The organism is Aquabacterium sp. (assembly GCF_044226965.1).
Lineage (GTDB): Bacteria > Pseudomonadota > Gammaproteobacteria > Burkholderiales > Burkholderiaceae_C > Pseudaquabacterium.
Genome location: NZ_JBGAGA010000021.1, coordinates 20,744 through 46,402 on the forward strand (window position 1 = coordinate 20,744; position 25,659 = coordinate 46,402).

The 25,659-nt window shown below is 71.1% G+C and carries 19 protein-coding genes; 7 read left to right on the forward strand and 12 right to left on the reverse strand.

Going from position 1 to position 25,659, the window contains the following annotated elements; genetic code table 11:
- Positions 1-30 precede the first annotated feature (30 nt).
- Together ACILR4_RS11820 and ACILR4_RS11825 are read right to left on the reverse strand one after the other, a co-directional pair.
- The gene (locus ACILR4_RS11820; RefSeq protein WP_395701053.1) at positions 31-654 is read right to left on the reverse strand and encodes a hypothetical protein; all 624 of its coding nucleotides are present in this window, start codon (positions 652-654) and stop codon (positions 31-33) included.
- A gap of 36 nt (positions 655-690) precedes the next feature.
- Positions 691-2,367 carry a long-chain-fatty-acid--CoA ligase gene (locus ACILR4_RS11825; RefSeq protein ID WP_395701054.1) on the reverse strand — a complete coding sequence of 559 codons (1,677 nt, stop codon included), beginning with the start codon at positions 2,365-2,367 and terminating at the stop codon, positions 691-693.
- Positions 2,368-2,495: 128 nt separating this feature from the next.
- Here ACILR4_RS11825 and ACILR4_RS11830 point away from each other — a divergent pair, with 128 nt between their 5' ends.
- Together ACILR4_RS11830 and ACILR4_RS11835 are read left to right on the forward strand one after the other, a co-directional pair.
- Entirely contained in the window at positions 2,496-5,366 is a 2,871-nt protein-coding gene (locus tag ACILR4_RS11830; protein ID WP_395701055.1) for an AfsR/SARP family transcriptional regulator, read from the forward strand.
- A gap of 130 nt (positions 5,367-5,496) precedes the next feature.
- Positions 5,497-5,982 carry a hypothetical protein gene (locus ACILR4_RS11835; RefSeq protein WP_395701056.1) on the forward strand — a complete coding sequence of 162 codons (486 nt, stop codon included), beginning with the start codon at positions 5,497-5,499 and terminating at the stop codon, positions 5,980-5,982.
- Positions 5,983-6,113: 131 nt separating this feature from the next.
- Here the strand turns inward: ACILR4_RS11835 and ACILR4_RS11840 are convergent, their stop codons facing one another.
- The 3 genes from ACILR4_RS11840 to ACILR4_RS11850 all read right to left on the reverse strand — a co-directional run bounded on the left by ACILR4_RS11840 (position 6,114) and on the right by ACILR4_RS11850 (position 11,745).
- Entirely contained in the window at positions 6,114-8,357 is a 2,244-nt protein-coding gene (locus ACILR4_RS11840; protein ID WP_395701057.1) for a DUF4214 domain-containing protein, read from the reverse strand.
- 363 nt (positions 8,358-8,720) lie between these two features.
- Positions 8,721-10,136, reverse strand: a complete 1,416-nt coding sequence (pntB, locus tag ACILR4_RS11845; protein WP_395701058.1) for a Re/Si-specific NAD(P)(+) transhydrogenase subunit beta — start codon at positions 10,134-10,136, stop codon at positions 8,721-8,723.
- 22 nt (positions 10,137-10,158) lie between these two features.
- Positions 10,159-11,745, reverse strand: a complete 1,587-nt coding sequence (locus tag ACILR4_RS11850; RefSeq protein ID WP_395701059.1) for a Re/Si-specific NAD(P)(+) transhydrogenase subunit alpha — start codon at positions 11,743-11,745, stop codon at positions 10,159-10,161.
- A 105-nt stretch (positions 11,746-11,850) separates the two neighbouring features.
- Here ACILR4_RS11850 and ACILR4_RS11855 point away from each other — a divergent pair, with 105 nt between their 5' ends.
- Positions 11,851-12,345 carry an NUDIX hydrolase gene (locus ACILR4_RS11855; RefSeq protein ID WP_395701060.1) on the forward strand — a complete coding sequence of 165 codons (495 nt, stop codon included), beginning with the start codon at positions 11,851-11,853 and terminating at the stop codon, positions 12,343-12,345.
- 12 nt (positions 12,346-12,357) lie between these two features.
- Here the strand turns inward: ACILR4_RS11855 and ACILR4_RS11860 are convergent, their stop codons facing one another.
- Entirely contained in the window at positions 12,358-13,329 is a 972-nt protein-coding gene (locus ACILR4_RS11860) for a Bug family tripartite tricarboxylate transporter substrate binding protein (protein ID WP_395701061.1), read from the reverse strand.
- 76 nt (positions 13,330-13,405) lie between these two features.
- On the opposite strand from ACILR4_RS11860, the gene mnmA reads away from it, so the two are divergent.
- Genes mnmA through ACILR4_RS11880 form a run of 4 tightly spaced genes read left to right on the forward strand, consistent with a single transcriptional unit; the run spans position 13,406 to position 18,440 of the window.
- On the forward strand, positions 13,406-14,527 hold the full coding sequence (mnmA, locus tag ACILR4_RS11865; RefSeq protein ID WP_395701062.1) for a tRNA 2-thiouridine(34) synthase MnmA: 1,122 nt from the start codon (positions 13,406-13,408) through the stop codon (positions 14,525-14,527).
- A complete protein-coding gene (locus tag ACILR4_RS11870) occupies positions 14,511-15,407 on the forward strand; it encodes a DUF4394 domain-containing protein (protein WP_395701063.1) in 897 nt (298 codons plus the stop codon). The genes mnmA and ACILR4_RS11870 overlap by 17 nt, the downstream gene beginning before the upstream one ends.
- Before the next feature lie 17 nt (positions 15,408-15,424).
- Positions 15,425-16,060 (forward strand): methylamine utilization protein, encoded by a 636-nt coding sequence (locus ACILR4_RS11875; RefSeq protein WP_395701064.1) that lies wholly within the window; start codon positions 15,425-15,427, stop codon positions 16,058-16,060.
- Between the two features lie 31 nt (positions 16,061-16,091).
- The gene (locus tag ACILR4_RS11880; protein ID WP_395701065.1) at positions 16,092-18,440 is read left to right on the forward strand and encodes a putative bifunctional diguanylate cyclase/phosphodiesterase; all 2,349 of its coding nucleotides are present in this window, start codon (positions 16,092-16,094) and stop codon (positions 18,438-18,440) included.
- Between the two features lie 7 nt (positions 18,441-18,447).
- Here the strand turns inward: ACILR4_RS11880 and ACILR4_RS11885 are convergent, their stop codons facing one another.
- The 6 genes from ACILR4_RS11885 to ACILR4_RS11910 form a co-directional block, all read right to left on the reverse strand.
- The gene (locus ACILR4_RS11885) at positions 18,448-19,455 is read right to left on the reverse strand and encodes a Bug family tripartite tricarboxylate transporter substrate binding protein (protein WP_395701066.1); all 1,008 of its coding nucleotides are present in this window, start codon (positions 19,453-19,455) and stop codon (positions 18,448-18,450) included.
- A 14-nt stretch (positions 19,456-19,469) separates the two neighbouring features.
- The gene (locus ACILR4_RS11890; protein WP_395701067.1) at positions 19,470-21,590 is read right to left on the reverse strand and encodes a diguanylate cyclase; all 2,121 of its coding nucleotides are present in this window, start codon (positions 21,588-21,590) and stop codon (positions 19,470-19,472) included.
- Positions 21,587-23,698, reverse strand: a complete 2,112-nt coding sequence (locus ACILR4_RS11895; protein WP_395701068.1) for a diguanylate cyclase — start codon at positions 23,696-23,698, stop codon at positions 21,587-21,589. Before ACILR4_RS11895 ends, ACILR4_RS11890 begins: the two co-directional genes overlap by 4 nt.
- Before the next feature lie 119 nt (positions 23,699-23,817).
- The gene (locus tag ACILR4_RS11900) at positions 23,818-24,702 is read right to left on the reverse strand and encodes an alpha/beta fold hydrolase (RefSeq protein WP_395701069.1); all 885 of its coding nucleotides are present in this window, start codon (positions 24,700-24,702) and stop codon (positions 23,818-23,820) included.
- 29 nt (positions 24,703-24,731) lie between these two features.
- Positions 24,732-24,872: a hypothetical protein gene (locus ACILR4_RS11905; protein ID WP_395701070.1), complete on the reverse strand. Its 141-nt coding sequence runs from the start codon at positions 24,870-24,872 to the stop codon at positions 24,732-24,734.
- A gap of 97 nt (positions 24,873-24,969) precedes the next feature.
- Positions 24,970-25,608, reverse strand: coding sequence for a TetR/AcrR family transcriptional regulator (locus ACILR4_RS11910; RefSeq protein WP_395701071.1), 639 nt, complete (start codon positions 25,606-25,608; stop codon positions 24,970-24,972).
- Between the last annotated feature and the right edge of the window lie 51 nt (positions 25,609-25,659).

Genomic DNA, 25,659 nt, shown 5'->3' on the forward strand with positions numbered 1-25,659 from the left:
CCCTGAAGCCCGGCCGGCGCGTGGCGCTGCTCAGGCCTCGGCCGGCGTCGCGCTGCAGAGCTGCTGCGCGACGCGCCGTGCCGCTTCGACGCCCTGGGCCGCCAGCACGTCGTCGACGAAGCGCAGCGCCAGCGCGCGGATCTCTTCGGGGCCGTTGCACTTCTCGACATCGAGCACCATGCGGTAGCCCTTGATCAGGCCCAGCAGCGGCCGCGCCTGCGCGGTCATCGTGTCGTAGAGGTGGCGGTAGCTCACCGACTGCAAGCGTTCGGCCAGCGGCAGCGCGGCGGCCGGGTCGACCGGCGGCTGCGACGGCAGACCGGCATCGGCCGCCGCATCGGCTGCGGTGCCGAGTGCCGCGCCCGGCGCGGCCTGGGCCCCGGCGCCGGCAACGGCCGAGGCCACCGCGGAGGCCACGGCCGCGGTGCGCGCCGGCGTGGCGGCGGCGGCCGAGGCCACGGGTTCGATCATGCCGGCATCGATCAGCTGCTGCAGGTCGGCCGGCGTGCTGCCGTTGACGAGCCGCACCCACTCTTCGCCAGGCTTCTGGCCATCGAGGATCAGCAACAGGTTGCGCGCCGGGCGTGACAGGGTCTGCGCCCTGTCGCGGATGGCCTGTCGACCGGTTTCGGTTTTGACGTAGCGCGTGGTCATGCTGCTGGGGCCGTGCGACGGACGCGGGGCGCTGGGTCAGCGCCTGGCGTCGCGCAGCTCGCGGCGAAGGATCTTGCCTACCGGAGTTTTCGGCAGTTCGGTGCGGAACTCAACCACCTTGGGCCGCTTGTAACCCGTGAGGTTTGCCTCGCAATAGGCGCGCACGTCGGCCTCGGTCAGCGCCGGATCCTTCTTGACCAGCACCACCTTCACCGCCTCGCCGGCCTTTTCGTCCGGGATGCCGACCGCTGCGCATTCGAGCACGCCCGGCATCGCGCTGAGCACATCCTCGATCTCGTTCGGGTACACGTTGAAGCCCGAGACCAGGATCATGTCCTTCTTGCGGTCCACGATGCGGAAGTAGCCGCGCTCGTCCACCGTGCCGATGTCGCCGGTGCGGAAGTAGCCGTCGGCGGTCATCACCTTGGCGGTCTCGTCGGGGCGCTGCCAGTAGCCGGCCATGACCTGCGGGCCGCGGATGGCGATCTCGCCGGGCGAGCCCATCGGCACTTCCTTGCCGTCGTCGTCCAGCAGCGCCAGCTCGGTGGAGGGCATCGGCAGGCCGATGGTGCCGCTGTACGCGGTGGCGTCCACCGGGTTGCAGGTGGCCGAGGGGCTGGTCTCGGACAGGCCATAGCCTTCGCAGATAGGGCAGCCGGTCTTCTCCAGCCACAGCCGCGCGGTGCCCTGCGTGACGGCCATGCCGCCACCGACCGAGATCTTCAGGTGGCTCCAGTCGACCTTGTCGAAATCGGGGTGGTTGACCAGCGCGTTGAACAGCGTGTTCACCGCCGGGAAGCTGTGGAAGGGCTGGGCCGCGAGTTCCTTCAGCACCGAGGGGATGTCGCGCGGGTTGGCGATCAGCAGGTTGCAACCGCCCATGCGCAGCCCCAGCATCATGTTCGTGTTGAAGCCGAAGATGTGGTACAGCGGCAGCGCGCAGACGGTGACGATCTGCTCGCCCGAGGGAATCTTCTTCAGCGCCGGCTGGTACCAGGCCTCGGCCTGCAGGACGTTGGCCACGAGGTTGCGATGCAGCAGCACAGCGCCCTTGCTGACGCCGGTGGTGCCGCCGGTGTACTGCAGCACCGCGATGTCGTCCGGGCCCACCTTCGGCGCGGTGTAGCGCATGCCGCGGCCGCGGCTCACCGCGTCGTTGAAGCGCGTGGCGCCGGGCAGCGAGAACGCCGGCACCATCTTCTTCACGCGGCGCACGACGTGGTTGACCAGCATGCCCTTGAAGAAGCCGAGCATGTCGCCCATCGCCGCGACGATGACCTGCTTGGTCGGCACGCTGTCGATCACCTGCTGCAGCGTGCCGGCGAAGTTCTCGAGGATCAGAATCGCCTTCGCGCCGGAGTCCTTCAGCTGGTGCTCCAGCTCGCGCGGCGTGTACAGCGGGTTGACGTTCACCACCACATAGCCGGCGCGCAGGATGGCCGCTACCGCCACCGGGTATTGCGGCACGTTGGGCATCATCACCGCGACCCGGTCGCCGCGCTCGAGCCCGCTGCCCTGCAGCCACGCGGCCAGCGCACGCGAAGTTTCATCGACCTCGCCAAAGCTCAGCGAGCGACCCATGAACTTGTAGGCCGTGGCCTCGCGGTACTTGCGGAAGCTCTCGTCCAGCAGCGCCACCAGCGAGGGGTAGACATCGGTCTTCACCTCGGCCGGCACGCCGGCGGGATACTGCTTCAGCCAGATTTTCTCCATCAATCGCTCCGTTCCTGGGGGCGGATTCTGACCGAGGGCTGACAGCGGGACGATCAGGGCATTCGATAGCCGGCGACCTCCGCGGCGCGCAGGGCGATTCCTACAATCGCGACGAACCTCCGCCGCCGATGACCGACGCCCTCGACACCGCTGGCCGCAGCACACCCGCCCCGGCACGCGCACGCTGGCAGCTGCGCCTGCTGGGCGACGTGGCCTTGCGCGAGGCCGCGCAAGCACCGGTGCGCCTGCCCAGCCGTGCCGCCGCGGCCTTGCTGGCACGCCTGGGCCTGGCCCCGCAGCGGGCCCACGCACGCGAGGAACTGATCGAGCTGCTGTGGCCAGGGGTCGCCCTCGATGTCGGCCGCAACCGGCTGCGGCAGGTCTTGTCGACGCTCAAGAGCCTGCTCGAGCACCCCGGCCAGGCCGGCGCGCCAGTGCTGCAGGCCGACCGCCAGGCGCTGCGGCTCACGCCCGATGCGCTGCACTGCGACGTGCCGGCCTTCGAGGCCGCGCTGCGCCAGGGTCGCTGGGCCGAGGCGCGTGCGCTGTACCGTGGCGAGCTGATGCCGGGCTTCTTCGACGAATGGATCGTCGACGAGCGCACGCGGCTGGCCGCGCTGGCCGATCGCCTCGACGAGCGGCTCGCGGCGGGCCCGGGCCTGGTGGCCGCGCTGCCATCCACCACGCCCTCCACCACGCCGACCCCACCGCTGCCCGAACCCCTGCCGACGTCGCCGCAGGCCGCCGCGGAAGCCCCCGGCAGCCGCCACCTGCCGCGCTACCTGACGCCCCTGCACGGCGCCGACGAGGTCGGGGCCCGCCTGCGCGCGGAGCTGCTGCAGCACCGCCTGGTCACCGTGCTCGGCCCCGGCGGCCACGGCAAGACCCGGCTGGCGGTGGAAGTGGCGCGCACGCTGGCCGAGGGCGGGGCCTGGCCCGCGCCGGCGCAGGCCGAGGGCTTCGACTACGTCGCCTTCGTGCCGCTGGTGGGCTGCACCAGCCGCGAGGCGATGCTCGATGCGATGCTGCTGGCGCTGCAGCAGGAGGGCCGCTCCGGTGAGCCGTTAGAGCGCCTGGCCACGCTGCTCACGGGCCGCCGTGCGCTGCTGCTGCTGGACAACGCCGAGCAGCTGGCCGACAGCGCCGCCCCGGTGGTGGCCGCGCTGCTCGAACGCCACGCCGGGCTGCGCCTGCTGGTGACCTCGCGCCGCGTGCTGGGCGTCGATGGCGAACGCGAGTTCGTGCTGCCGCCACTGCCGCTGCCCGGCCCCGACAGCAGCGAGGCCGAGGCGGCGCTGAACCCGGCGGTGGCGCTGTTCGTCGACCGCGCCCGGGCCGCGCGGGCCGACTTCCACCTCAGCAGCCGCAACCGCGAGGCCGTGATCGCGCTGGTGCGCCGGCTCGAAGGCATGCCGCTGGCCATCGAGCTCGCGGCCAGCCGCGTGCGCAGCCTGCCGCCGGCGCAGCTGCTGGCACAGATCGAGGCCGCCGGCAGCGGCCCGCAGCTGGACGCGCTGATGCTGCTGTCGCGCAGCGGCCCGCGCGGCGGCAGCGACCCGCGCCATGCCTCGATGCTGTCGGTGGTGCAGTGGAGCTGGCAGCTGCTGTCGCCCGCGGCGCAGGCGCTGCTCGGGCGGCTGTCGGTGTTCGCCGGCGGCTTCACGCTCGACGCAGCCGAAGCCGTGTGCCGCGACGCCGGCGACGCGCCGGTGGCCCTGGCGCTGGACGAGCTGGTCGCGCAATCGATGCTGCGCAGCGTGGCGGGACCGGACAGCGCACAGGCCCGCTACGAGCCCTTCGAGCTGATCCGCCTGTTCGCCGCGGCGATGCTGCCGGCAGCCGACGCCGCCCCGCGCCGCGCGCGCCACCGGGACTGGGTCATCGCGTGGGCCCGCAACCTGGCCCTCGATGCCCCGCTGGCCGCGCTGCGCGACGAACTCGCCAACCTCGGCGCCGCACTGGCCAGCGCACGCGCCGACGGCGCGGCCGACGATGCCGCCGCGCTGGCCGGGGCGCTCACGGGCCCGCTGGTCGACCTGGCGCTGCCACCAGGCGCCCTGCGCGCCCTGGCCGAGAGCGCGGCGCTGATGAGCCAGGCCGAGGCGCGCGCGGTGACGCGGGCCTACCTGGCGCGCGCGCTGTTCCGCGGCGGCGATCCGCAGCGCGCCGCGGTGCAGGCCGACCAGGCCTGGGCCGAGCTGCCGCCGGCCGGCCTGCCGCGCGCGCAGGTGCTGGCGCGGCTGGCCCACGTGCGCTGGCGGCTGCAGCGCGACGCCGCGGCCGACGACTGGCTGGTCGAGGCGCTGGCGCTGGCCGAAGCCGCGCTGGCGGCAGCCAGCAGCCCGGCGCAGCGCGCGGCCACGCAGTCGCTGCAGGCCAGCATCCTGGCCACGCGCGGCGCCATTGCCCGCACGCGCGACGCGGCAGCCGCCATCGCGCTGCAGCGCCGCTCGCTGGCCCTGTGGACGGCCGCCGGCGACGTGCACGGCATGAACACCGGCCGCGTCAATCTGGCGATAGCACTGGCGGCCAGCACGGTCGGCTGCGACGAGGCGCTGGCGCTGCTGGACGAGGCCATCGCCAGCACCCGCGGCCACGGCGACTGGCAGCAGGCCGGCCAGGCGCTCAACGCCCGCGGCGAAGCGCTGTGCCGGCTGCGCCGCTGGCCCGAGGCCGCGCAGGCCTACCGCGACTGCATCCGCATCGCCTACGCGCTGCCCGACCCCCTGCTGCTGACCTACGGCCTGTGGAACCTGCCGCGCGCGCTGGCCCACCTGCGCCAGCCCGAGGCGGCGACGCGGCTGATGGCCTTCGCCGAGACCCAGGCGCTGCTGTACTGGGGCCGGCTCGGCCGCGGCGACCGCCACGACCTGCGCCGGCTGCAGCGCCTGTGCCAACATCCAAAAGACGCGGCACTGGTCGCGCAGGCCCGGCGTGAGGGCGCGACGCTGAAGCTCGGCGAGGCGGTGCGGCTGGCGCTGGACGATCGCGCCGGCTGACGCGCCCCCTCGATCGGGGGGGTTCCGGCGCCGCAGCGCTAACGCGCACCTAACGGTCGTCTAACGGCCGCTGGCGACAGTGCAGCCATCGACACAGCGATGCCGTCGTTGGACAGCAGAAAGGCCCGCCATGCACACCACCGCCCTCCACGCCCCGGAGTTCCAGGACACCGCCGCCGGCGTCACCCGGCCGATGCCGGCGCCCGGGCTCGACGACGACGACGAGGCCACCAGCAGCTGGACTCGCGAGCAGTCGTTCAGCACCCAGCTGAGCTTCGCGCTGCAGCGGCCGGAAGGCGCCGGGCGCGCAGCCGCGCCGCTGCCCGCGCCGGCCGGCCTCGGCCAGGCCGAGCGCATCGCCGGCACCTACACCGTCAGCTACAACGCCGCCAGCGGGCTGCTGGCGCTGTCAGGCATCCTGAACGTCGACGGCAGCACCTACTTCATCGACGACCAGCTGATGATCGACCAGGCCTCCAGCTACGACAGCTTCGTGCAGGGCGACCGGCTGGTAGCCTGGTCGGTCTCCGGCCTGCCCGAGCAGGGCCCGGGGCTCAAGCTGCTGGCCGGGCTGGCGGTGATGGCCCACCTGGGGCTGAAGCCGCAGCGGGGCTGAAACGTCCGGCAGAGCGCTCGAGCGTGCAACGCCTTCACCACATCGGCAGCGATATGGCCAACGAGGCGCTCGGTCCTAGGCGGGTTGGGCGCAACCGCGGCACCAATGATCAGGAACGGAGCATTGCCAGATCAGGCGCCCAGGTAGGGTAGGCCGGTGTCGTGCAGACCAGCCAATCCGATGTTGTTGGCATTCAGATCCAACAGTGCGGCCATCTGGGCCAGCGACACGGCATCGTAGGCTCCTCGTAGGAGTTCACCGGTCCAATAGCTCTGCTCGGAAGCATCTGCCGACCGGCCAAGCACATTGCGATAGAGCAGATTCACCTCGGCCGCTGGTGCGTATCCCGGACCCAATGCCGACTCCAGCGCCATCTGCATCAGCCGGTCGCTTGACATGCCTGCATCCAGCAGGTCCAGCCCAATGCCGACATAGCTCTTGTTGGCGACGGCCTCCTTGCCAAAGACCGCGCCAAGATAGCGCGCCACGGTACCGGCAGAACCATCGATGTCGTACGCGATCGATACGTCGCTGAACTTCACTCGCTCGATCTGTTCCAGATAGTCACTGCCATCGCGAACGGAAGCGACCGTGGCAGCACGCGCACTCACTTGATACTCCGAACGTGGGCCGGTGTACACCACGGTGTCGATGTCGGCCCCGCCCACGAGCCTGTCGGTACCGCCCCCTCCTTGCAACCGGTCACGCCCACCCAGACCATCGATTACCTCGCCGGCACTCGTGCCGATGAGCACGTCGGGTCCATCGGTGCCTCGGATCCACTCAGGGCCGTTCAATACCCGAATCGTCCACGATTGAGAGTCGCTGCCGCCGTGACCATCGCTCACCGCGACGATCACCTCGTAGTCGTTGTCCTTGTTCGCATCGCCCGGCGCTTCAAAGTCCGGCGCCCGTGCGAACGAAAGGCGACCAGTGGCCGCATCGACACGAAACAGAGCTCGATCCGCCCCGCCCGTGATCGAGAACGAAAGCGGGTCGCCGTCATTGTCTTTGGCGACCAAGGTGGTGACGTCCAGCGCGTCCTCGGTGATGGCCGTCGAAGGATTCTCCTGCCCGGCGAAACTCGTGATGAACGGCGGTGTGTTGGCGCCGGCTCCGGCACCGAAGCGCGTATCAAGACTGCCATCGGCATTCAGTCGAACCAAGGCGAAGTCAGTGAAGGATCCCAACTCTGCGGCGCATCCAGCCAGGAGGATCTTTCCGTTGTCGAGGACAGTGATCGCGGAAATCGAGTCGGTGGAGCCCTGAAAATCGATTGTCAGCTTGCCATCGCCCGAAAAGGTGGTGTCCAGCGAACCATTGGGCAGGTAGCGGGCGATTGCCATGTTTTCGCTCTTGGCATCCCTGCTCACACCGCCCACCACAATCTTGCCGTCGGATTGAATCGCGACGCAAGTTGCCTGATCCAAGCCCCCACCGAAATCCGTGGTCAGTTTGCCGTCCCCCGAGAAACTCGCATCAGGGCTGCCATCGCGATTGAAACGACAGACGGCGAAATCACTGCCGGCATTGGCCGGGCCACCAGACCCCACGACAAGGATCTTCCCGTCGGGCTGAATCGCGACGGAATAGCCAGTACCTGTGGAGTAGTCACCCCCAAAGGCAATTAAGGCCAAGCCATCGTCGGAAAAGCTGCTGTCTGGCGTGCCATCCGCATTGAGTCTCGCAACCAGGAGGTCTCGACGGTTCGACAAATCCACCCCACCGACGACGACGATCTTGCCGTCTGGTAGCAGCGTCACGTCGTTGGCAAAGGCGTAGTTCGACCCTGCGGCGTCAATCCGTTGACGACCACCAGAGCCAAAGCTTGTATCGAATCGAAAGTCCGGTCCCACTCGACTGACTTCGATCTGAGACTGTCCGGTCGGATGGACGTCTCCGACAATGACAAGTCCCCCGTCGGGGCTGGCAACCACTGCTTCGACTTGTGTATCGCTCTTTCCATCGTCCAACGAAGCCATGCCATCAGCAGATAAGGCTGGATTCAGAACGCCGCTGGCGGTGTACTGAGCTGCCACCAGGTACGTTCGCCCATTCTGGTTGGGCAGGCCCACGTGGTACTCCGAACCCGTTACGAGAAATCCGCCGTCGCTCAGCAGGTGGACACTTTCGCCCATGGAGGACGAACCGCCGAAGTTTGTGGTCAGGGCGCCGTCTCCGGAGAAGCTCGTGTCCGGCAAACCGTCGGCGGTGTAGCAAGCGACAGCCGCCACATTGTTTTTGGACACATAGGCAGTTCCGACTGCAACGATGCGGCCATCGCTTAAGGTCAATATCTCTGAAATCCCTCCGCTGGCCCCGTCAACGGCGGTGAGGACCATGCCGGGGAAGAACTTCGTCGTGGAGTCAGTCATGGAGGCGTTGTCGTCTGCATGGGACGACGCACGGAAGCGAAAGAGCGCGGGATCCTAGCAACGGCGCCGACATCGCCATCGCGGATACGGCACAGCCATCGCAAAATTGCCAATGCGCCCCCCCATTGCGGGGGTTTCGCCCCGCCGACCTGCCGACCAAGGTGTGCCGACTCGCCAACGCCGGGGCTGATTCAGGGCCAGACAGCCAGCCGAGTAGCCCTTGCTGCCGTGCACGAAGTGCCACGAGAACACCGGCAAGGCCGCGACGCCCTGTACGTGATCGAGCGCCGCGCAAGGCTCGCCGGAGGTCGACCTCACGGTGCCGCCTGATGCGGCAAACGCTGACGAGAACGACTTGGCCGCTCAGCCCCGCAACGCCGCCAGCACCTCGTCGAGCATCTTCTTCGCGTCGCCGAACAGCATGCGGTTGTTGTCCTTGTAGAACAACGGGTTGTCCACCCCCGCGTAGCCGGAGGCCATGCTGCGCTTCATCACGATCGAGGTCTTGGCCTTCCACACCTCGAGCACCGGCATGCCGGCAATCGGACTGCCGGGGTCGTCCTGCGCGGCCGGGTTCACGATGTCGTTGGCGCCGATGACCATCGAGACGTCCGTGTCCGGGAAGTCCTCGTTGATCTCGTCCATCTCCATCACGATGTCGTAGGGCACCTTGGCCTCGGCCAGCAGCACGTTCATGTGGCCGGGCATGCGGCCGGCCACCGGGTGGATGCCGAAGCGCACGTTGACGCCCTTCTCGCGCAGCAGCTTGGTGATCTCGAACACCGTGTGCTGGGCCTGCGCCACCGCCATGCCGTAGCCGGGCACGATGATCACGTTCTTGGCTTCGCGCAGCATCTCGGCGGTTTCCACCGCGCTGACCGGCGTCACCTCGCCCTGCGGCTCGGCCGCGGCACCGCCGCCCGCGGCCGGAGCCGGTGCACCGCCGCCGAAGCCGCCGGCGATCACGCTGATGAAGTTGCGGTTCATCGCGCGGCACATGATGTAGGAGAGGATCGCGCCCGACGAACCGACGAGCGCGCCGACGACGATCAGCAGGTCGTTGCTCAGCATGAAGCCGGTGGCCGCGGCGGCCCAGCCGGAGTAGCTGTTGAGCATCGACACCACCACCGGCATGTCGGCGCCGCCGATGGCCATCACCATGTGCACGCCGAACAGCAGCGCGATCACGGTCATCACGATCAGCGGGGTCATGCCGTCCTGCATGTCGTGCGCGTTGAGGAACGCGCGGCCGAACCAGATCACGACCAGCAGCCCCGTCAGGTTGAGCCAGTGGCGCGCCGGCAGCAGCAGCGGCTTGCCGCCGATGCGGCCCGAGAGCTTGCCGAACGCGATGATCGAGCCCGAGAAGGTGACCGCGCCGATCAGGATGCCGACGTAGATCTCGACCTCGTGGATGGCCTTCTCGGCGCCGCTGAACTGCACCGAGGTGTCGACGTAGCTGGCAAAGCCCACCAGGCAGGCCGCCAGGCCCACCAGGCTGTGCATCAGCGCGACGAGCTCGGGCATCTGCGTCATCTGCACCTTCTTCGCCGCGATGACGCCGACGGCGCCGCCGACGGCCAGCGCGCCGATGATCCACGGGATGCCCGCCGGCGTGACGCGCGGCCCCAGCACGGTGGCCAGCACCGCGATGGTCATGCCGATCATGCCGAACAGGTTGCCGCGGCGCGCGGTCTCGGGGTTCGAGAGTCCGCCCAGGCTGAGGATGAAGAGGATGGTCGCGCCGATGTAGGCGACGGTGGCCAGGCTTGCGGTCATGTCCGTGTCCTTGTTGTTGTTCTCACTTGCGGAACATCGCCAGCATGCGCCGGGTGACCGCGAAGCCGCCGAACATGTTGACCGCCGTCAGCACCAGCGCGACGACGGCCAGCCCGAGGATCAGGCTGTTGGGCCGGTTGGCCGCGCCCGAGGCATCCAGTGGCGGCGCCACCTGCACCAGCGCGCCGATCGCGATGATCGAGGAGATCGCGTTGGTCACGCTCATCAGCGGCGTGTGCAGCGAAGGCGTGACGTTCCACACCACCATGTAGCCGACGAAGCAGGCCAGCACGAACACCGTGAAGTGCGACAGGAAGGTGGCCGGCGCGTACAGGCCCACCAGCAGGAACAGCACCGCGCCAATGCCGAACACCGTGGCCAGCGACTGCGCCGACATCGGCTCGCCGGCGCCATGGCCGTGGCCCTTGGGCGCCGGGGCGGCCACCGCCTTGGGCTTGGGCGGCGCGGCCGGCAGCTTGGGCGGCGGCGCGGGCCAGGTGACCGCGCCGTCCTTGATGACGGTGAGGCCGCGGATCGCGTCGTCGTCGAAGTTGACGTTGACCGTGCCGTCCTTGGTCTTGCACAGCTCCTCGGTCACGCGCAGCAGGTTGGTCGAGTACAGCGTCGACGACTGCTTGGCCAGCCGGCTCACCAGGTCGGTGTAGCCGATGATGGTGACGCCGTGGCGCACCACCGCCTCGCCGGGCACGGTGAGTTCGCAGTTGCCGCCCTGCTCGCCGGCCATGTCGACGATCACGCTGCCGGGCTTCATGCTCTGCACCATCTCGGCGGTGATCAGCTTGGGCGCGGGCTTGCCCGGGATCAGCGCGGTGGTGATGATGATGTCGGCGTCCTTGGCCTGCTGCGCGTACATGGCGCGCTGCGCGGCCTGGAAGCCTTCGCTCATCACCTTGGCGTAGCCGCCGCCGCCCGAGCCTTCTTCCTCGTAGTCGACCTTGACGAACTCGCCGCCGAGCGACACCACCTGGTCGGCCACCTCGGCGCGGGTGTCGTTGGCGCGCACGATGGCGCCCAGGTTGGCCGCGGTGCCGATGGCCGCGAGGCCGGCCACGCCGGCGCCCGCGATGAACACCTTGGCCGGCGGGATCTTGCCGGCGGCGGTGATCTGGCCGTTGAAGAAGCGGCCGAAGGCATTGGCTGCCTCGATGACCGCGCGGTAGCCGCTGATGCCGGCCATCGAGGTCAGCGCGTCCATCTTCTGCGCACGCGACAGCTGGCGCGGCAGCGCGTCGATGGCCAGCACGGTGGCCTTCTTCGCAGCCAGCTGCTGCATCAGCTCGGGGTTCTGCGCCGGCCAGATGAAGCTCAGCAGCATGCCGCCTTCGCGCATCAGCGCCACTTCGTCGGCGCTGGGCGCCCGCACCTTGAAGACGATGTCCGCGGCGGCCCACAGCGCTGCGGCATTCGGCAGCACCTCGGCGCCGGCGGCGCGGTAGCTCTCGTCATCGAAGTTCGCGGCATCGCCGGCACCGCTTTCGACGGCGACCGAGAAGCCCAGCTTGATCAGCTTCTGCACCACGTCGGGCACGGTGGCGACGCGTTTTTCGCCCGCGGCCGTTTCCCTCGGAACGCCGATACGCAATGCCATGACTGCAACTCCTCTTGTGATTCGTGCCGGCCCCGCGCGCGGAGGGCCGATTCCTTGCAGAAAGCTTACCCGAGTTCCCCGGTGATCCACCGATAACATCGGCGAATGACCCCCGAACGTTGGAAACCTGCAGTCACTGTCGCCGCGGTGATCAGCGACGGCCCGCGCTACCTGCTAGTGCAGGAGCACACGCCCGAGGGCCTGCGCCTCAACAACCCGGCCGGCCACCTGGAGCCCGGCGAATCGCCCTTCGACGCGGTGATCCGCGAGGCGCTCGAGGAAACCGCGCGCCGCTTCGTGCCCGAGGCGCTGCTGGGCCTGTACCTCACCCGCTTCCAGCGCCCGGCCACCGGCGAGGACGTGACCTACCTGCGCATCGCCTACCGCGGCACGGTGGACGCGCCGCTGCCCGGGCGCGCGCTGGACGAGGGCATCGTCGGCACGCTGTGGCTCAGCGTCGACGAGATCCGCGCGCGGCAGGCCGAGCACCGCAGCCCGCTGGTGATGCGCTGCATAGACGACCATGCCGCCGGCCAGCGCTACCCGCTGGAGCTGATCCAGGCGGATGCCGCGCTGCAGCACCCCTGGACACTGGCCTGAGCCCGCCCCGGCTCACTCGGGTTCGATCTTCGCGTCCTTCACCACCTTGCCCCAGCGCGGGGCTTCGGCCTTGATCAGCGCGGCGAACTGCTCGGGCGTGCCGCCGGCGATCTCGTTGCCCTGGGCCTGCATCGACGCGCGCAGTTCGGGATCCAGCAGCGCCTTGTTGCCGGCCGCATTGAGGATCTTCACCACCTCGGCCGGCAGGCCCTTCGGCCCGATGATGCCCTGCCAGTTCAGCACCTCGACGGCGGGGAAGCCGGCCTCGGCCATCGTCGGCACGTCGGGCAGCAGCGGCGAGCGGGTCTTGCTGGTGATGGCCAGCGCGCGCATGCGGCCGCCCTTGATCGACGGCATCGCCGCATACATCTGCTCGAACATCATGTCCACCTGCCCGCCCATCAGGTCGGTGGCCGCCGCGCCGCCGCTCTTGTACGGGGCGTGGATCAGGTCGATGCCGGCCGTGCTCTCGAGCAGCGCGCCGCTCAGGTGGTGCGTGCCGCCGATGCCGCCCGAGGCATAGCTCAGGCTGCCGGGCTTGGCCTTGGCCGCGGCCACGATCTCCTTCACCGACTTGAACGGCGAGTCGACCTTCACCGTCAGCACCAGCGGGCCGCGCTCGACCAGCATGATCGGCACCAGGTCGTTCAGGGGGTCGAACGGCAGCTTCTTGAACAGCGCGTGGTTCACCGCCAGCGGCGCGAAATTGCCCATGCCGATGGTGTAGCCGTCGGGCTTGGCCTTGGCGATCGCGTCGGTGCCGATGTTGCCGCCGCCGCCGGCCTTGTTCTCGACGATCACGTTCTGGCCCAGGCTCACCTGCATCAGCCGCGCCAGCTGGCGCGAGCGGTTGTCGGCGCCGCCGCCCGCGGCATACGGGCAGATCCAGGTGATCAGCTTGCTGGGGTACTTGTCCTGCGCCAGGGCAAGCTGCGGCAGCAGGCCGGCGCCCGCGGCGGCCGACAACAGGGAACGACGCTTCATGGCTGGAATCCCGGAGTTTTTCCGGGCCTTATTAGAAGCGGGTTCGGGCAACCGCCGCGTCGGGATAATCGCCACCATGTCCCGAACGCCTGCGCAACGTGTCGTCGTCGGCCTGTCCGGCGGTGTCGACTCGGCCGTCACCGCCTGGCTGCTCAAGCAGCAGGGGCACGAGGTCGTCGGCATCTTCATGAAGAACTGGGAAGACGACGACGACAGCGAATACTGCTCGTCGAACATCGACTTCGTCGACGCCGCCGCGGTGGCCGACGTGATCGGCATCCCGATCGAGCATGTGAACTTCGCGGCCGAGTACAAGGACCGCGTGTTCGCCGAGTTCCTGCGCGAATACCAGGCCGGCCGCACGCCCAACCCGGACGTGCTGTGCAATGCCGAGATCAAGTTCAAGGCCTTCCTCGACCACGCGATGCGGCTGGGCGCCGAGTGCATCGCCACCGGCCACTACGCCCGCGTGCGCTGGCACGAGGGGCTGCGCCAGCACCAGCTGCTCAAGGGCCTGGACCCGGCCAAGGACCAGAGCTACTTCCTGCACCGGCTGACGCAGGCGCAGCTGGCGAAGACGCTGTTCCCTGTGGGCGAGCTGAAGAAGACCGAGGTGCGCCGCATCGCCGCCGAGGCCGGGCTGCCGAACGCGAAGAAGAAGGACTCCACCGGCATCTGCTTCATCGGCGAGCGGCCGTTCCGCGAGTTCCTCAACCGCTACCTGAGCCATGCGCCGGGCCCGATCGAGGACGAGCGCGGCCGCGTGCTGGGTCGGCACGTGGGCCTGAGCTTCTACACGCTGGGCCAGCGCCAGGGGCTGGGCATCGGCGGCGTGAAAGACAAGGGCGCGCCGCGCGGCGGCGGTGAACACGCGCCGTGGTTCGTCGCCCGCAAGGACCTGGCGCGCAATGCGCTGCTCGTGGTGCAGGGGCATGATCATCCGTGGCTGCAATCGGCTACGCTCACGGCCGACACGACCAGCTGGGTCGCCGGCCATGCGCCGGCGCCGGGTGCCTATGCCGCCAAGACGCGCTACCGCCAGGCCGATGCCGCCTGCCGCTACGAAGATGCCCCCGGCGCCGCCGGCTTCGTGCTGCGCTTCGACGAGCCGCAGTGGGCCGTCACGCCCGGGCAGTCGGCCGTGGTCTACGACGGCGAGGTCTGCCTGGGCGGCGGCCTCATTGCCGGCGCGGCCTGAGCGGCCCGCGCGACGCCGGGCGGCGGCGCTGCTGCTGGCCACCGCGCTGGGCGGCTGCGCCGTCTGGATGGAGGACGAACCGCCAGCGAACCCGCTGCCGCAGATGCTGCTGGGCCTGACGGCCGGCGGCGACCTGGTGCGCTTTGCCGCGCATCAACCGCAGCAGCTGCTCGAGCGCAAGCCGGTGATCGGCCTGCAGCCCGGCGAGCAGTTGCTGGGCCTGGACTACCGCGTCTCGCGCGGCGTGCTGTACACCTTCTCGTCGCGCGGCCAGCTCTACACGCTCGATCCGGCCAGCGGCCAGCTCGCGGCCGTGGGCGGACCGGTCGCGCTGCCGCTGGTTGGCCAGCAGTTCGGCGTGGATGTGAATCCGGTGGCCGACCGTGTCCGTATCGTCAGCGACCGAGGGCAGAACCTGCGGCTGCATCCCGACAGCGGCGAGATGATCGACGGCGACCCCCTGCGCGCAGGCGCACAACCCGACCCCGACCTGCAGTTCGCGCCCGGCGACGCGAACGCCGGCCGCACGCCGCGCGTGGTGGCCGCGGCCTACACCTACAACAGGCGCGACGACAAGCTCACCACCAACTACGCGATCGACGCCGGCCTGGGCGCGCTGCTCACGCAGGGCACGGCCGAAGGGGTGCAGCCGGCGGTGTCGCCCAACAGCGGACGGCTGTACACCGTCGGCGCCCTGGGCACCGGACCGCTGCAGGACGCCTCGTTCGACATCGCCGACACCGACAACACCGCGCTGGCCGCGCTGCGCAGCGCCGGCCGCACGCGGCTGTACCGCATCGACCTGGCCAGCGGCCAGGCCATCCTGCTCGGCACCATCGGCGGCGGCCAGCCGCTGCAGGGGCTGGCGATCATTCCCTGAGCCTCGACGCCGTGACCATGGCCATCTCTTTCGTGCGTTATCCATCTTGGCCGCGGCAGGCTGCCGCGCTGCTGCTCGCCACCGCGGCGCTGCCGCCGCTGGCGGTCGCCGCGCCGCTGGAGGTCACGGTGACCGACGGCGCCGGCAAGCCGCTGGCCAATGCGGTGGTGTATGCCGAATCGCCACAGGCCCGCGCGGCGGTCAAGCCGGCCACCGGCATCGAGATCGCCCAGCAGGGCAAGCAGTTCGTGCCGCAGGTCAGCATCGTGCCGGTGGGCAGCGCGGTGAATTTTCCTAACCGCGATACGGTGCGTCACCACGTCTACTCGTTCTCGCCGGTCAAGCCCTTCGAGATCAAGCTCTACGTCGGCACGCCGGCCAGCCCGGTGGTGTTCGACAAGCCCGGCATCGCCGTGCTCGGCTGCAACATCCACGACAACATGGTGGCCTGGGTGGTGGTGGTCGACACGCCCTACTACGGCCAGACCGGCGCCGATGGCAAGCTGACGCTGCCGAACCTGCCGCCCGGCAGCTATGCGCTGCACACCTGGCATGCCAGCCTGCCCACCGGCAGCCCGCCGCTGGAACAGCCGCTGACCGTGGGCGCCACGCCGGTGCAGGCCAGCGTGCGGCTGGCCGCGGCCAGGCCCTGAAGCCGGCTCGCCGCGCACGGACACCCCGGCCATGCCGAGCAAGACCCCCTGGTGGCGCTTCGACGCCTGGCGGCTGTCCAGCCGCATGGCGCTGCTGTCGCTGCTGCTGCTGCTGCTGGTGCAGGCCGCCGGCTTCGCGGTCATCGGCACCAGCATCCAGCGCAATGCGCGCGCGCAGCTGGCCGAGCAGCTGGCGGTGGGCGAGCGCATCTGGGGCCGGCTGCTCGACCAGCGCGCGGCCAAGCTGACGCAGGGCGCCACCGTGCTGGCCGCCGACTACGCCTTCCGCGAGGCGGTGGGCACGCACGACAACCCGACCATCGTCTCGGCGCTGGACAACCACGGCGCGCGCATCGACGCCGCGGTGGCCGCCTTCCTCGACACCCAGCAGCGGCTGGTGGCCACCGCGGACGGCAGCGACGTGGCGCTGCAGCCGGTGCTGGCCCTGCTGGCGCCGCGCCTGGCCCAGCGCGGCAGTGCGGTGGCGGCGGTGGGGCAGCGGCCGTTCCAGTTCGTGATGGTCCCGATGAAGGCGCCGCTGCTGGTGGGCTACGTGCTGATGGGCTTTGCGCTCGACGCCTCGCTGGCCGAGGACATGCACGCGGTGAGCGGCCTGGACGCCACGCTGGTGCTGCAGCCCGCGGGTGCCGAGCCCCGCGTGCTGCTGAGCAGCCTGAAGTCGCCGCAGGCGCTGGCCCAGGTGCCCGCCGACGGCGAGCTGCTGATCGACGGCGCGCCGCACCTGGTGCGCAGCATCCCGCTCAGCGGCGACGGGCCGCAGCCCATCGTCGCGCGGCTGTCGGGCTCGCTGGCACGCGCGGTCGCGCCCTACCGCAGCCTGCAGCTGGTGCTGGGCGGGTTGACGCTGCTGGGGCTGCTGCTGTTCGGCCTGGGCAGCATCTGGACGGCGCGCCGCGTGACGCAGCCGCTGCGCTCGCTGGCACGCGCCAGCGAACGCCTGGGCCGCGGCGACTACGACGCGCCGCTGGAACACACGCAGCGCCGCGACGAGATCGGCGAGCTGGCCAAGGCCTTCGACCACATGCGCGTGAACATCGCCGCCCAGCAGGGCGAGATCCGCCTGCTGGCCTACTGGGACCGCCTCACCGGACTGCCGAACCGGGTGCAGTTCCGCGATTCGGTGCGCGCCGCGATCGGCCGCGCGAACTCCGCGCGCGACCACCTGGCGGTGCTGATGCTGGACCTGGACCGCTTCAAGAACGTCAACGACGCGCTGGGGTACGCCAGCGGCGACAGCCTGCTCAAGGGCGTGGCCGCGCGGCTGCAGCAGGCGCTGCGGCCGGGCGACCTGCTGGCCCGCCTGGGCGGCGACGAATTCGCGCTGCTGATGATGGGCGCCGATGCGCGCGCCGCCGCGGCCTGGGCCGAGCAGCTGATGCTGGCCTTCGAGAAGCCGCTGACGCTGGACGACCAGGCGGTGGACCTGTCGGCCGGCATCGGCATTGCGTGCTGGCCCGAACATGCCAACGATGCCGATGCGCTGCTCAGCCGCGCCGAGGTGGCGATGTACGCGGCCAAGGCGCACACCGGCGGCGCGCGCGTGTACGACCCGGCGATCGACACCGCCAGCGCGCAGACGCTGTCGCTGCTGAGCGAGCTGCGCCACGCGCTCGAGCATGGCGAGCTGCGGCTGTACCTGCAGCCCAAGATCGCGCTGGCCAGCGGCCGCGCCAGCGGCGCCGAGGCGCTGGTGCGCTGGCAGCATCCGCAGCGCGGCCTGGTGCCGCCGATGCAGTTCATTCCCTTCGCCGAGCAGACCGGCTTCATCCGCCGCATCACGCTGTGGATCTTCGAGGAAACGGCGCGCCACCAGGTGTCGCTGCGGCTGCTGGGCGTCGAGCGCATCTCGGTCAACCTGTCGACGCGCGACCTGCTGGACCACGAGCTGCCCGACAAGCTCGACGAGCTGCTGGCGCGGCACGACGCCCAGGCCGCCGGCTTCTGCCTCGAGATCACCGAGAGCGCGATCATGGACGACCCGCAGCGCGCCGAGGCCACCTTGAACCGCCTGGCCGAGCGCGGATTCAAGCTCTCGATCGACGACTACGGCACCGGCTACTCGTCACTGGCCTACCTGCAGCGCCTGCCGGTCGACGAGCTGAAGATCGACAAGGCCTTCGTGATGGCGATGCCGGGCGACGCCGGCGCCGCGACCATCGTGCGCTCGACCATCGACCTGGCGCACAACCTCGGCCTCACCGTGGTGGCCGAGGGGGTGGAGAACAGCGGCATCCTCGAGCAGCTGCGCCACCTGCACTGCGACGACGCGCAGGGCTATCACATGAGCAAGCCGCTGCCGGTGGGCGAGTTCACCGCGTGGATGGCGCAGTGGCCGACGAACCGGCCCGCAGGGCCGTAGGGGCCCGTCAGTCCACCTTCGCGCCCGAGGCCTTCACCACCTTGGCCCATTTCGCGGTCTCGGCCGCGATCAGCTTCGCGAATTCGGCCGGCGTGTTGCCGCTGGGGATGGCGCCTTGCGACTGCAGCCGCTCCTTCAGCGCCGCGGTGCCCAGCGCCTTGGCGGTTTCCTGCTGCACGCGCTGGACGATGTCGTTGGGCGTGCCGGCGGGCGCCAGCAGGCCGAACCAGGAACTGGCCTCGTAGCCCTTCAGCGCCTTCCCGCCGGCTTCCTCCACCGTCGGCAGCTCCGGCAATGCGGCCGAGCGGGTGGCGCTGGTGACAGCCAGTGGCTTGAGCTTGCCGCTCTTGATGTGCGGCATGGCCGAGGGCAGGTTGTCGAACATCAGGTCCATGCTGCCGCCCATCAGGTCGATCAGCGCCGGACCCGAGCCGCGGTAGGGCACGTGGACCATGAAGGTGCCGGTCATGGTCTTGAACAGTTCGCCGGCCAGGTGGATGGAGGTGCCGTTGCCCGAGCTGGCCATGTTGAACTTGCCCGGGTTGGCCCGCGCCGCCTTGGCCAGGTCCTCGACCGTGTTCAGGTTGTACTTCTGCGCGAAGGCCGGGTTCACCACCAGCACGTTGGGCACACCCGCCACCAGCGTGACCGGCGCGAAGTCCTTGACGTGGTCGTAGGGCATCTTCGGGTACAGCGCCGGATTGATCGCGTGCGTGCCCACCGTGCCCATCAGCAGCGTGTAGCCATCCGGCGCCGACTTGGCGACCTCGGCCGCACCGGTGTTGCCGCCGCCACCGGGCTTGTTGTCGACGACGAAGGGCTGGCCGAAGGCCTTCTGCAGCTCGGGCGCCAGCGCCCGCGCCAGGATGTCGGTGGTGCCGCCGGCCGCGAAGGGCACGACGATGCGCACCGGCTTCGTCGGCCACGCCGATTGCGCCTGCGCCAGCAGCGGGCTGGCCAGGCCCAGCGCCAGCAGGCGGACAAGGTGGCGGCGTGTCTTGCTCGAGTCGTTCATGGTGTCTCCGTGTGTCATGGTCCGGGGTCGATGCGCAGCACCACGCGGCCTTCGCGCCAGGCGCGCTCGAAATCGCTTTCCAGTGCGCGCAGGCCGGCGGCGTCTGCGGCGTCGGCGCGCACGATGCCCACCGCGCGGTTGCGGCCCTGGCTCTTGGCAGTGTAGAGCGCCATGTCCACCAGGTTCAGCGCCTGCTCGGGGCTCAGGGCCACGCGGTGCGGCGGCAGCGGGAACACCGCATGGCCGATCGAGACGGCCACGCGCAGCGGCGTGCCGCCGGGCAGCGCCACCGGCGTGCCGGCCACCACCTGCAGCAGGCGCTGCGCCAGCACCTCGGCATCGTCGCGCTGCAGGCCGGGCGCGAACACCAGGAACTCCTCGCCGCCCCAGCGCGCCACGGTGTCCCGGCCGCGCACCGCGCCGGCGATGCGGCGCGCCACCTCCACCAGCACCGCGTCGCCGGCGGCATGGCCGTGGTCGTCGTTGATGTGCTTGAAATGGTCGATGTCGATCATCAGCAGCGCGCCGACGAATCCCCCGGCCAGCGCGCCTTCGTCCGGCGCGGCCACCGCGCCCTGCAGCACCGACTGGAAGTGGCGCCGGTTGGCCAGCCCGGTCAGTGCGTCGCGCTCGCTCTGCACGCGCAGCCGCGCGCGGCTGCGTTCGAGGCGGCGGTTGGTCTGGCGCACGCGGCGCAGCAGCAGCAGCATCAGGCTGGTCGCCAGCAGCAGCACGCCGGCGCCCAGCGCCCACAGCTTGCGCTGCAGGCCCTGGTTGGCGAGCTCGGCGCTCTTGAGCGCGTTGTCACGCTCCAATTGGACGATATGACGCTGCTGCGCCTCGCGGTCATAACGCGTGCGCAGCTCGGCCAGCGCGGCGTCGCGGTTGGCCAGCATCAGCTCCTGCGAGAGCTTGCGTTCGCGGTGGTGGATTTCCAGCGCCGCCTTCAGTTCGCCGGCAGCGGCCAGTGCGTCGCCGTATTCGCGCAGCGTGGTGACCTGCATGCCGGTGATGCCTTCGGCGCCCCAGGCGGTCTGCAGCGCCTCGAAGTCCTGGCGCGCCTCGGCCTGGCGGCCCAGCGCCACGCGGGCCAGCACCGCGTTGCTCTGCAGGATGCGCTCCAGCCGCGTCAGCTTCAGCGGCTGGGCGATCGCCAGGCCCTGCTGCGCCATGCGCAGGGCCTCGGCGGCGTGGCCGACGCGCACCGCACGGTCGCTCAGGTTCAGCAGCGCCTGCGCTTCCAGCCGCGGCGCATGCGCCTGGCGCGCCAGCGCCAGCGCGCGCTGCAGCGCCACCTGCGCGGCGTCGGGGTCGCCCCGGTCGCTGGCCAGCGTGGCTTCGGTGAAGAGCAGCCGCGCGTCGAGCCACACGTCCTCGTGCCGCTCGGCCAGCAGGTGCGCGCGCGCCAGGTGCCGCTGCGCCCGCACCTCGTCGCGCTCGGCATTGGCCACCAGCGCCAGCTCGGTCTCGGTCCAGGCCTGGCGCCAGCTGTCGCCGGCCGCGGTGCTGAGGGCCAGCGCGGCCTGGCACTGGCTGCGCGCCGCGGCGGTGGCGTGCTGGCGCCGCGCCTGGTTGGCCAGCAGCTGCAGCAGGCGCCAGCGGCGCCGGTATTCGCAGGGGCCGGGAGCCGCCGGCAGGCCCGCGGCGCCGGAGGCGCCTGAGGCGGCCACGGCGGCCGCATCGGACGCCGCGCCCGCCGGCAGCGGCTGCGCCTTGCACCAGGCCTCGTAGCCGGCCAGCGCACGCTGCGCGGTGGCGGGAATGCCGGCGCCGTCCTCGCGCTCGCCGCGCAGCGCGGTCAGGTAGGCCTCGTCGGCCTCGGCCAGGCCGGCGTCCACCGCGCGGGAAGCCCGCACCGCCTGCGTCAGCGTGCCGGCGGACCACGCGGCATCGCCGCCGCGGGCACCGATCTCGGCGCGCGCCATGGCCCACAGGCGCTGATCGGCCGCGCTGGGGCCGGGCGGCAGCGCGTCGAGCTGCTTCATCACCTGGTCGAGGTGGTCTTCGCCTTCGCGCACCAGCACGTCGTAGACCGCGTCGGGGCCGCCGGCCGGCGCGGGCTCGGTCGGCGGCGCCGCGCCGGCCGTGGCGGCCAGCACCAGCAGCAGGGCCACCCGCAGCGCGGCTCCCTTCACGGCAGGGCCTCCGGGGTGCTGAGGGCCGGCTCGACCGCCGGCCCGCGCAGCGGCGTGAGCTTGACGCGGCCGGCGCTCCAGGCCGCTTCCAGGCCGCGGCTGATCTGCACCAGCTCGGTCTCGTCCTGCGCATGCACCAGCCGCACGCCATAGGCCAGGTTGCGGCCATGCGCCTTGGCCAGGTACAGCGCGGTGTCCACCAGGTCCAGCGCCTGCTCCCAGCCCACGGCCAGGCGTGTCGGCTCGATCGGGAAGGCGGCATAGCCGATCGAGGCGGTGACCGGCACCACGCCCTCGGGCAGCGGCACCGGCGCACCGCCGATCGCGGTGAGCAGGCGCTGCGCCAGCGCCTGCAGCTGGTCCTGCGTCAGTTCCTGGGCGACGACGAGGAATTCCTCGCCACCCCAGCGCACGACGATGTCCTCGTCGCGCAGGGTCGCGCGCAGCCGGCGCGCCACTTCCACCAGCACCGCGTCACCGGCGGCATGGCCGTGGCGGTCGTTGATGAGCTTGAAGTGGTCCAGGTCGATCAGCAGCAGCGCGCCCTCGAAGGCCCCACCGGTCTCGCCGTTGGCGGCGCGGTTCATCACCCGCTGCAGGTAGCGGCGGTTGGCCAGCTGCGTCAGCGGGTCGCGTTCGCTCTGCGTGCGCAGCAGCTGGTTGCCGGCGGACAACTCACGGCCGGCCTGGCGCAGCCGCAGCAGCAGCAGCCCCACCAGCACCAGCAGCAGTGCGCCGACGGCCAGCGCCGCCAGCCACACGCGCTGCTGCAGCTCGCTGGTCAGCAGCTGCGCCTGCTTGAGCTGGTTGTCGATCTGCAGCAGCGCGAGCTCGCGCTGGCGCCGCTCGCTGTCGAAGCCTTCCTGCAGCTCGAGCACGGCCTGCTGCTGGTCGCGCCGGTAGACCTCGTCGCTGAGCTTGCGCTGCTGCTGGTAGACCTGCACCGCCTCCTTCAGGTAGCCGGCGCGCTCGAGGTAGCCGGCCAGTTCCTCCTGGATCGTGACCAGGTTGGTCAGCGCGCCGTTGCGCTCGTCGATCGCCATCGACTGGCGCACGTAGTCCAGCCCCTCGTCGCGCTGGTGCAGCGAGATCAGCGCGAGGCCGATGTTGGCCAGCGCCACCGATTCGGCGGTGGGGTCGGCGATCTCGCGCGTCAGCGGCAGCGCTTCGCGCGAGAGCTTCAGCGCGGTGGCGAATTCGCCGGTGCGCAGGTAGTAGTCGGCCAGGTTGGCCAGCGCCAGCACTTCCTCGCCGCGCGCGCCAGCGCGCCGCGTCAGCTCGATCACCTGGGTCATCGTGCGCAGCACGCCGGTGGTGTCGCCGGAGTCGGTCTGGATGAACGTGCGCGTGGTCAGCGCACGCGCTTCGCCGACCAGGTCGCCCTCGGCATGGGCCATCGCGATGGCCTCGTCGTTCAGGGCCTTGGCCTGGGTCAGCTGCTTGGCGGTGTACAGGGCATCGGCCAGCGCGTCGCGCGCCTCGGCGCGGCGCCAGCCCGGACCGTACTGGTCGGCCAGCTTGATCTGCTGCTGGCGCAGGCGGACCGCGTCGTCGAGCGCGCCGGTGAGCTCCTTGGCCCGCGCCAGCGTGCGGATCAGGCGCATGCGCAGTGCCGGCGGGGCATCGGCCGGCAGCTGGGCCATGGCATCGGTGGCCAGCCGTTCGACGCGCCGCGCCGGGCCGCGCCGGGCCGCCTGTTCGGCGCGCACCAGGCCCGCGGCCGCCTGGGCCAGCGGCTGCAAGGGCCCCAGCGCGTCCAGCTCGCGCAGCGTCAGGTCCACCGCCTCGGCATCGTCCAGCTGCGCCTGCAAGGTGCCGCGCAGTGCCAGCACCAGCACCCGCGTCGGATCGCGCGCGGGCAGCCCGGCCAGCAACTCGCCCAGCTGCGCCAGCGCGGCCTTGGGCTTGGCGCGGGACAGGAACTCGAGTGCCGCAACGCGTTCGGCCGGGCTGGCGGCGCTGGCCGCCGGGCTGGCCGGGGCCGCGGCGGCGGCGAGGCTGTTCGCGGCCCAGGCCGGCGCCAGGCCCGCCAGCGGCAGGGCCAGGCTCAGCAATGCGGCCAGCCGACGAGCGCCGGCCGCGACCCGACGGGCCGCAGCGGAACTCATCGGCAGCACCGTGGCGGGCCGGACAGCATGGGGCCCAGTGTACGAAGCCGCCCTGCCGTCGAGACGTCGAGTTACGGGGTTTCGCCCCTGGTATTTGCGCGTAGGCTGCGCCGGGCGCCTCAGCGGCCGCTGACAAAGCGGGCCAGCTGCCGCAGCGTCGGCTCGTCGCCCAGGATGCGGCGATGGCCCAGCCCGCTGCTGGTGCCGAACTGCGCCGCCGGCACCGCGGCGGCCAGGCGCTCGGCGCCGGCCAGGGGGGCGATGCGGTCGTCGCGGTCGTGCAGCAGCAGCGTCGGCAGCCTCAGCCGCGGGCCCAGCCAGGCCGGCTCGAACTCGCGCAGCGGCACGCCTTCGCGCAGCTCGATGCGCGCCTGCATGCGCTGCGCCAGCGCCTCGCCGGGGCCGAGCACGGCCGAGAACCAGCGCAGGAACTGCCGCGGCGGCGGCGAGGTGGCCACCAGCGCCAGGCGCCCGGCCGGCAGCCCGCGGGCCACCGCATGCGCGCTGGCCAGCGCGCCGAGCGAATGCGCCACCACCGCATGCCAGGGCCCGAGCGTCGCGCTCACCGCGAACAGCGCGCGCACCCATTGCGGCAGGCTGCTGCGCTGGCCGTCGCTGCGACCATGCGCCGGCAGGTCCAGCAGCACCGGGTCGTAGCCTTCGGCCAGCAGCAGGTCGCCCAACGCACGCCACTGCTGCGCGTCGCCCGCCCAGCCATGCACCAGCAGCACCTTCGGCGCGCCCGGCGCGGCGTCGCTGCGTTGCCAGGTGACCAGCTCGCCCTGCTCGAAGCGGCGGCGCTGCGCCTGCCAGGGCGCGGGTACAGGTTTCGCACGGGCGTGCCGCTTCGAGGGCAGCGGGGTGAAGAACAGGCGCAGCGCGAGCCGGGTGGCCAAGGCCGGCGTCCAGCGCTCGGCCGCCCGCAGGGTGGCGGCGAGCAGGCGCGCGGCGGGCGAGGCGTAGAACGCGGCGGCCGGGTTCGGGCTTGCTGCCGTGCGGGGCACGGCGCTCAGGGCCGTGGGCGCGCCACCGCTCATGGCCGGCCCCCGGTGTCACCGTCGACCAGGCCGAAGTCGGTGTTGCGCTGCGGCAGCAGCGACCACAGGCGCCAGGCGGCACGCAGCGCGCGCCCGAGCAGTACCAGCAGCAACAAGCTCAGAAGGATCAGGCTCATGGAGTTCTCCAGCAGGAGCGGATGGCTAACGCCCCAAACTTCGCACGATCGTGCGAAATATGGGCGGCAGCAAGGTCACGTCGGGCGTTCATGGCGCTCAGCGTGGGCGGGAAGGGGAGGTGGCCGGCGGCGCCGATGGCACCGAAGCCTGCAGCAGGCGCTGCCAGGCGGTCCAGGCCCGGTCGGCGGCGCGCGGGTCCTGCAGGAAGCGGGCGTCGCGCATCAGGCCGGTGAACAGCGCGTCCATCTCGTAGACCAGCTGCTCGGCGTCGAGGTCGGCGCGCAGGTGGCCGGCATCGATGGCCTGGATCACCGTGCGCTTGAGCGCGGCACGCCAGCGCAGCACGCCGTCGAGCAGGCGGTCGCGCACCGGGCCGGGCCGGTCGTCGTATTCGAAGGCGCCGGCGCAGTAGAGGCAGCCGATGCGCAGTTCCACGTCGCGCGCCCGGGCCAGCCACAGCCGCATGATGGCGTTCAGCCGCGGCAAGCCGCGCGGCTCGCGCATCGCCGGCATGAACACGTCCTGCAGGAAGCGCCGGTCGTACTCGTCGACCACCGCGCACTGCAGCGCCTCGCGCGAGCCGACGCGCGAGAACACGCCACTCTTGGACAGCCCCAGGCGCTTGGCCACCTCGCCGATCGTCAGGCTCTCCAGCCCGTCGGTCGCCGCCATCTGCACGGCGGTGTCGACGATGGCCGCGAGGGTCAGGCCGCTGCGCTCGGTTCGGGTTTCCATGGCCGGAAGATTAGCACGGTCGTGCGAAAACCATGTCCGAGCCAGGGTCGG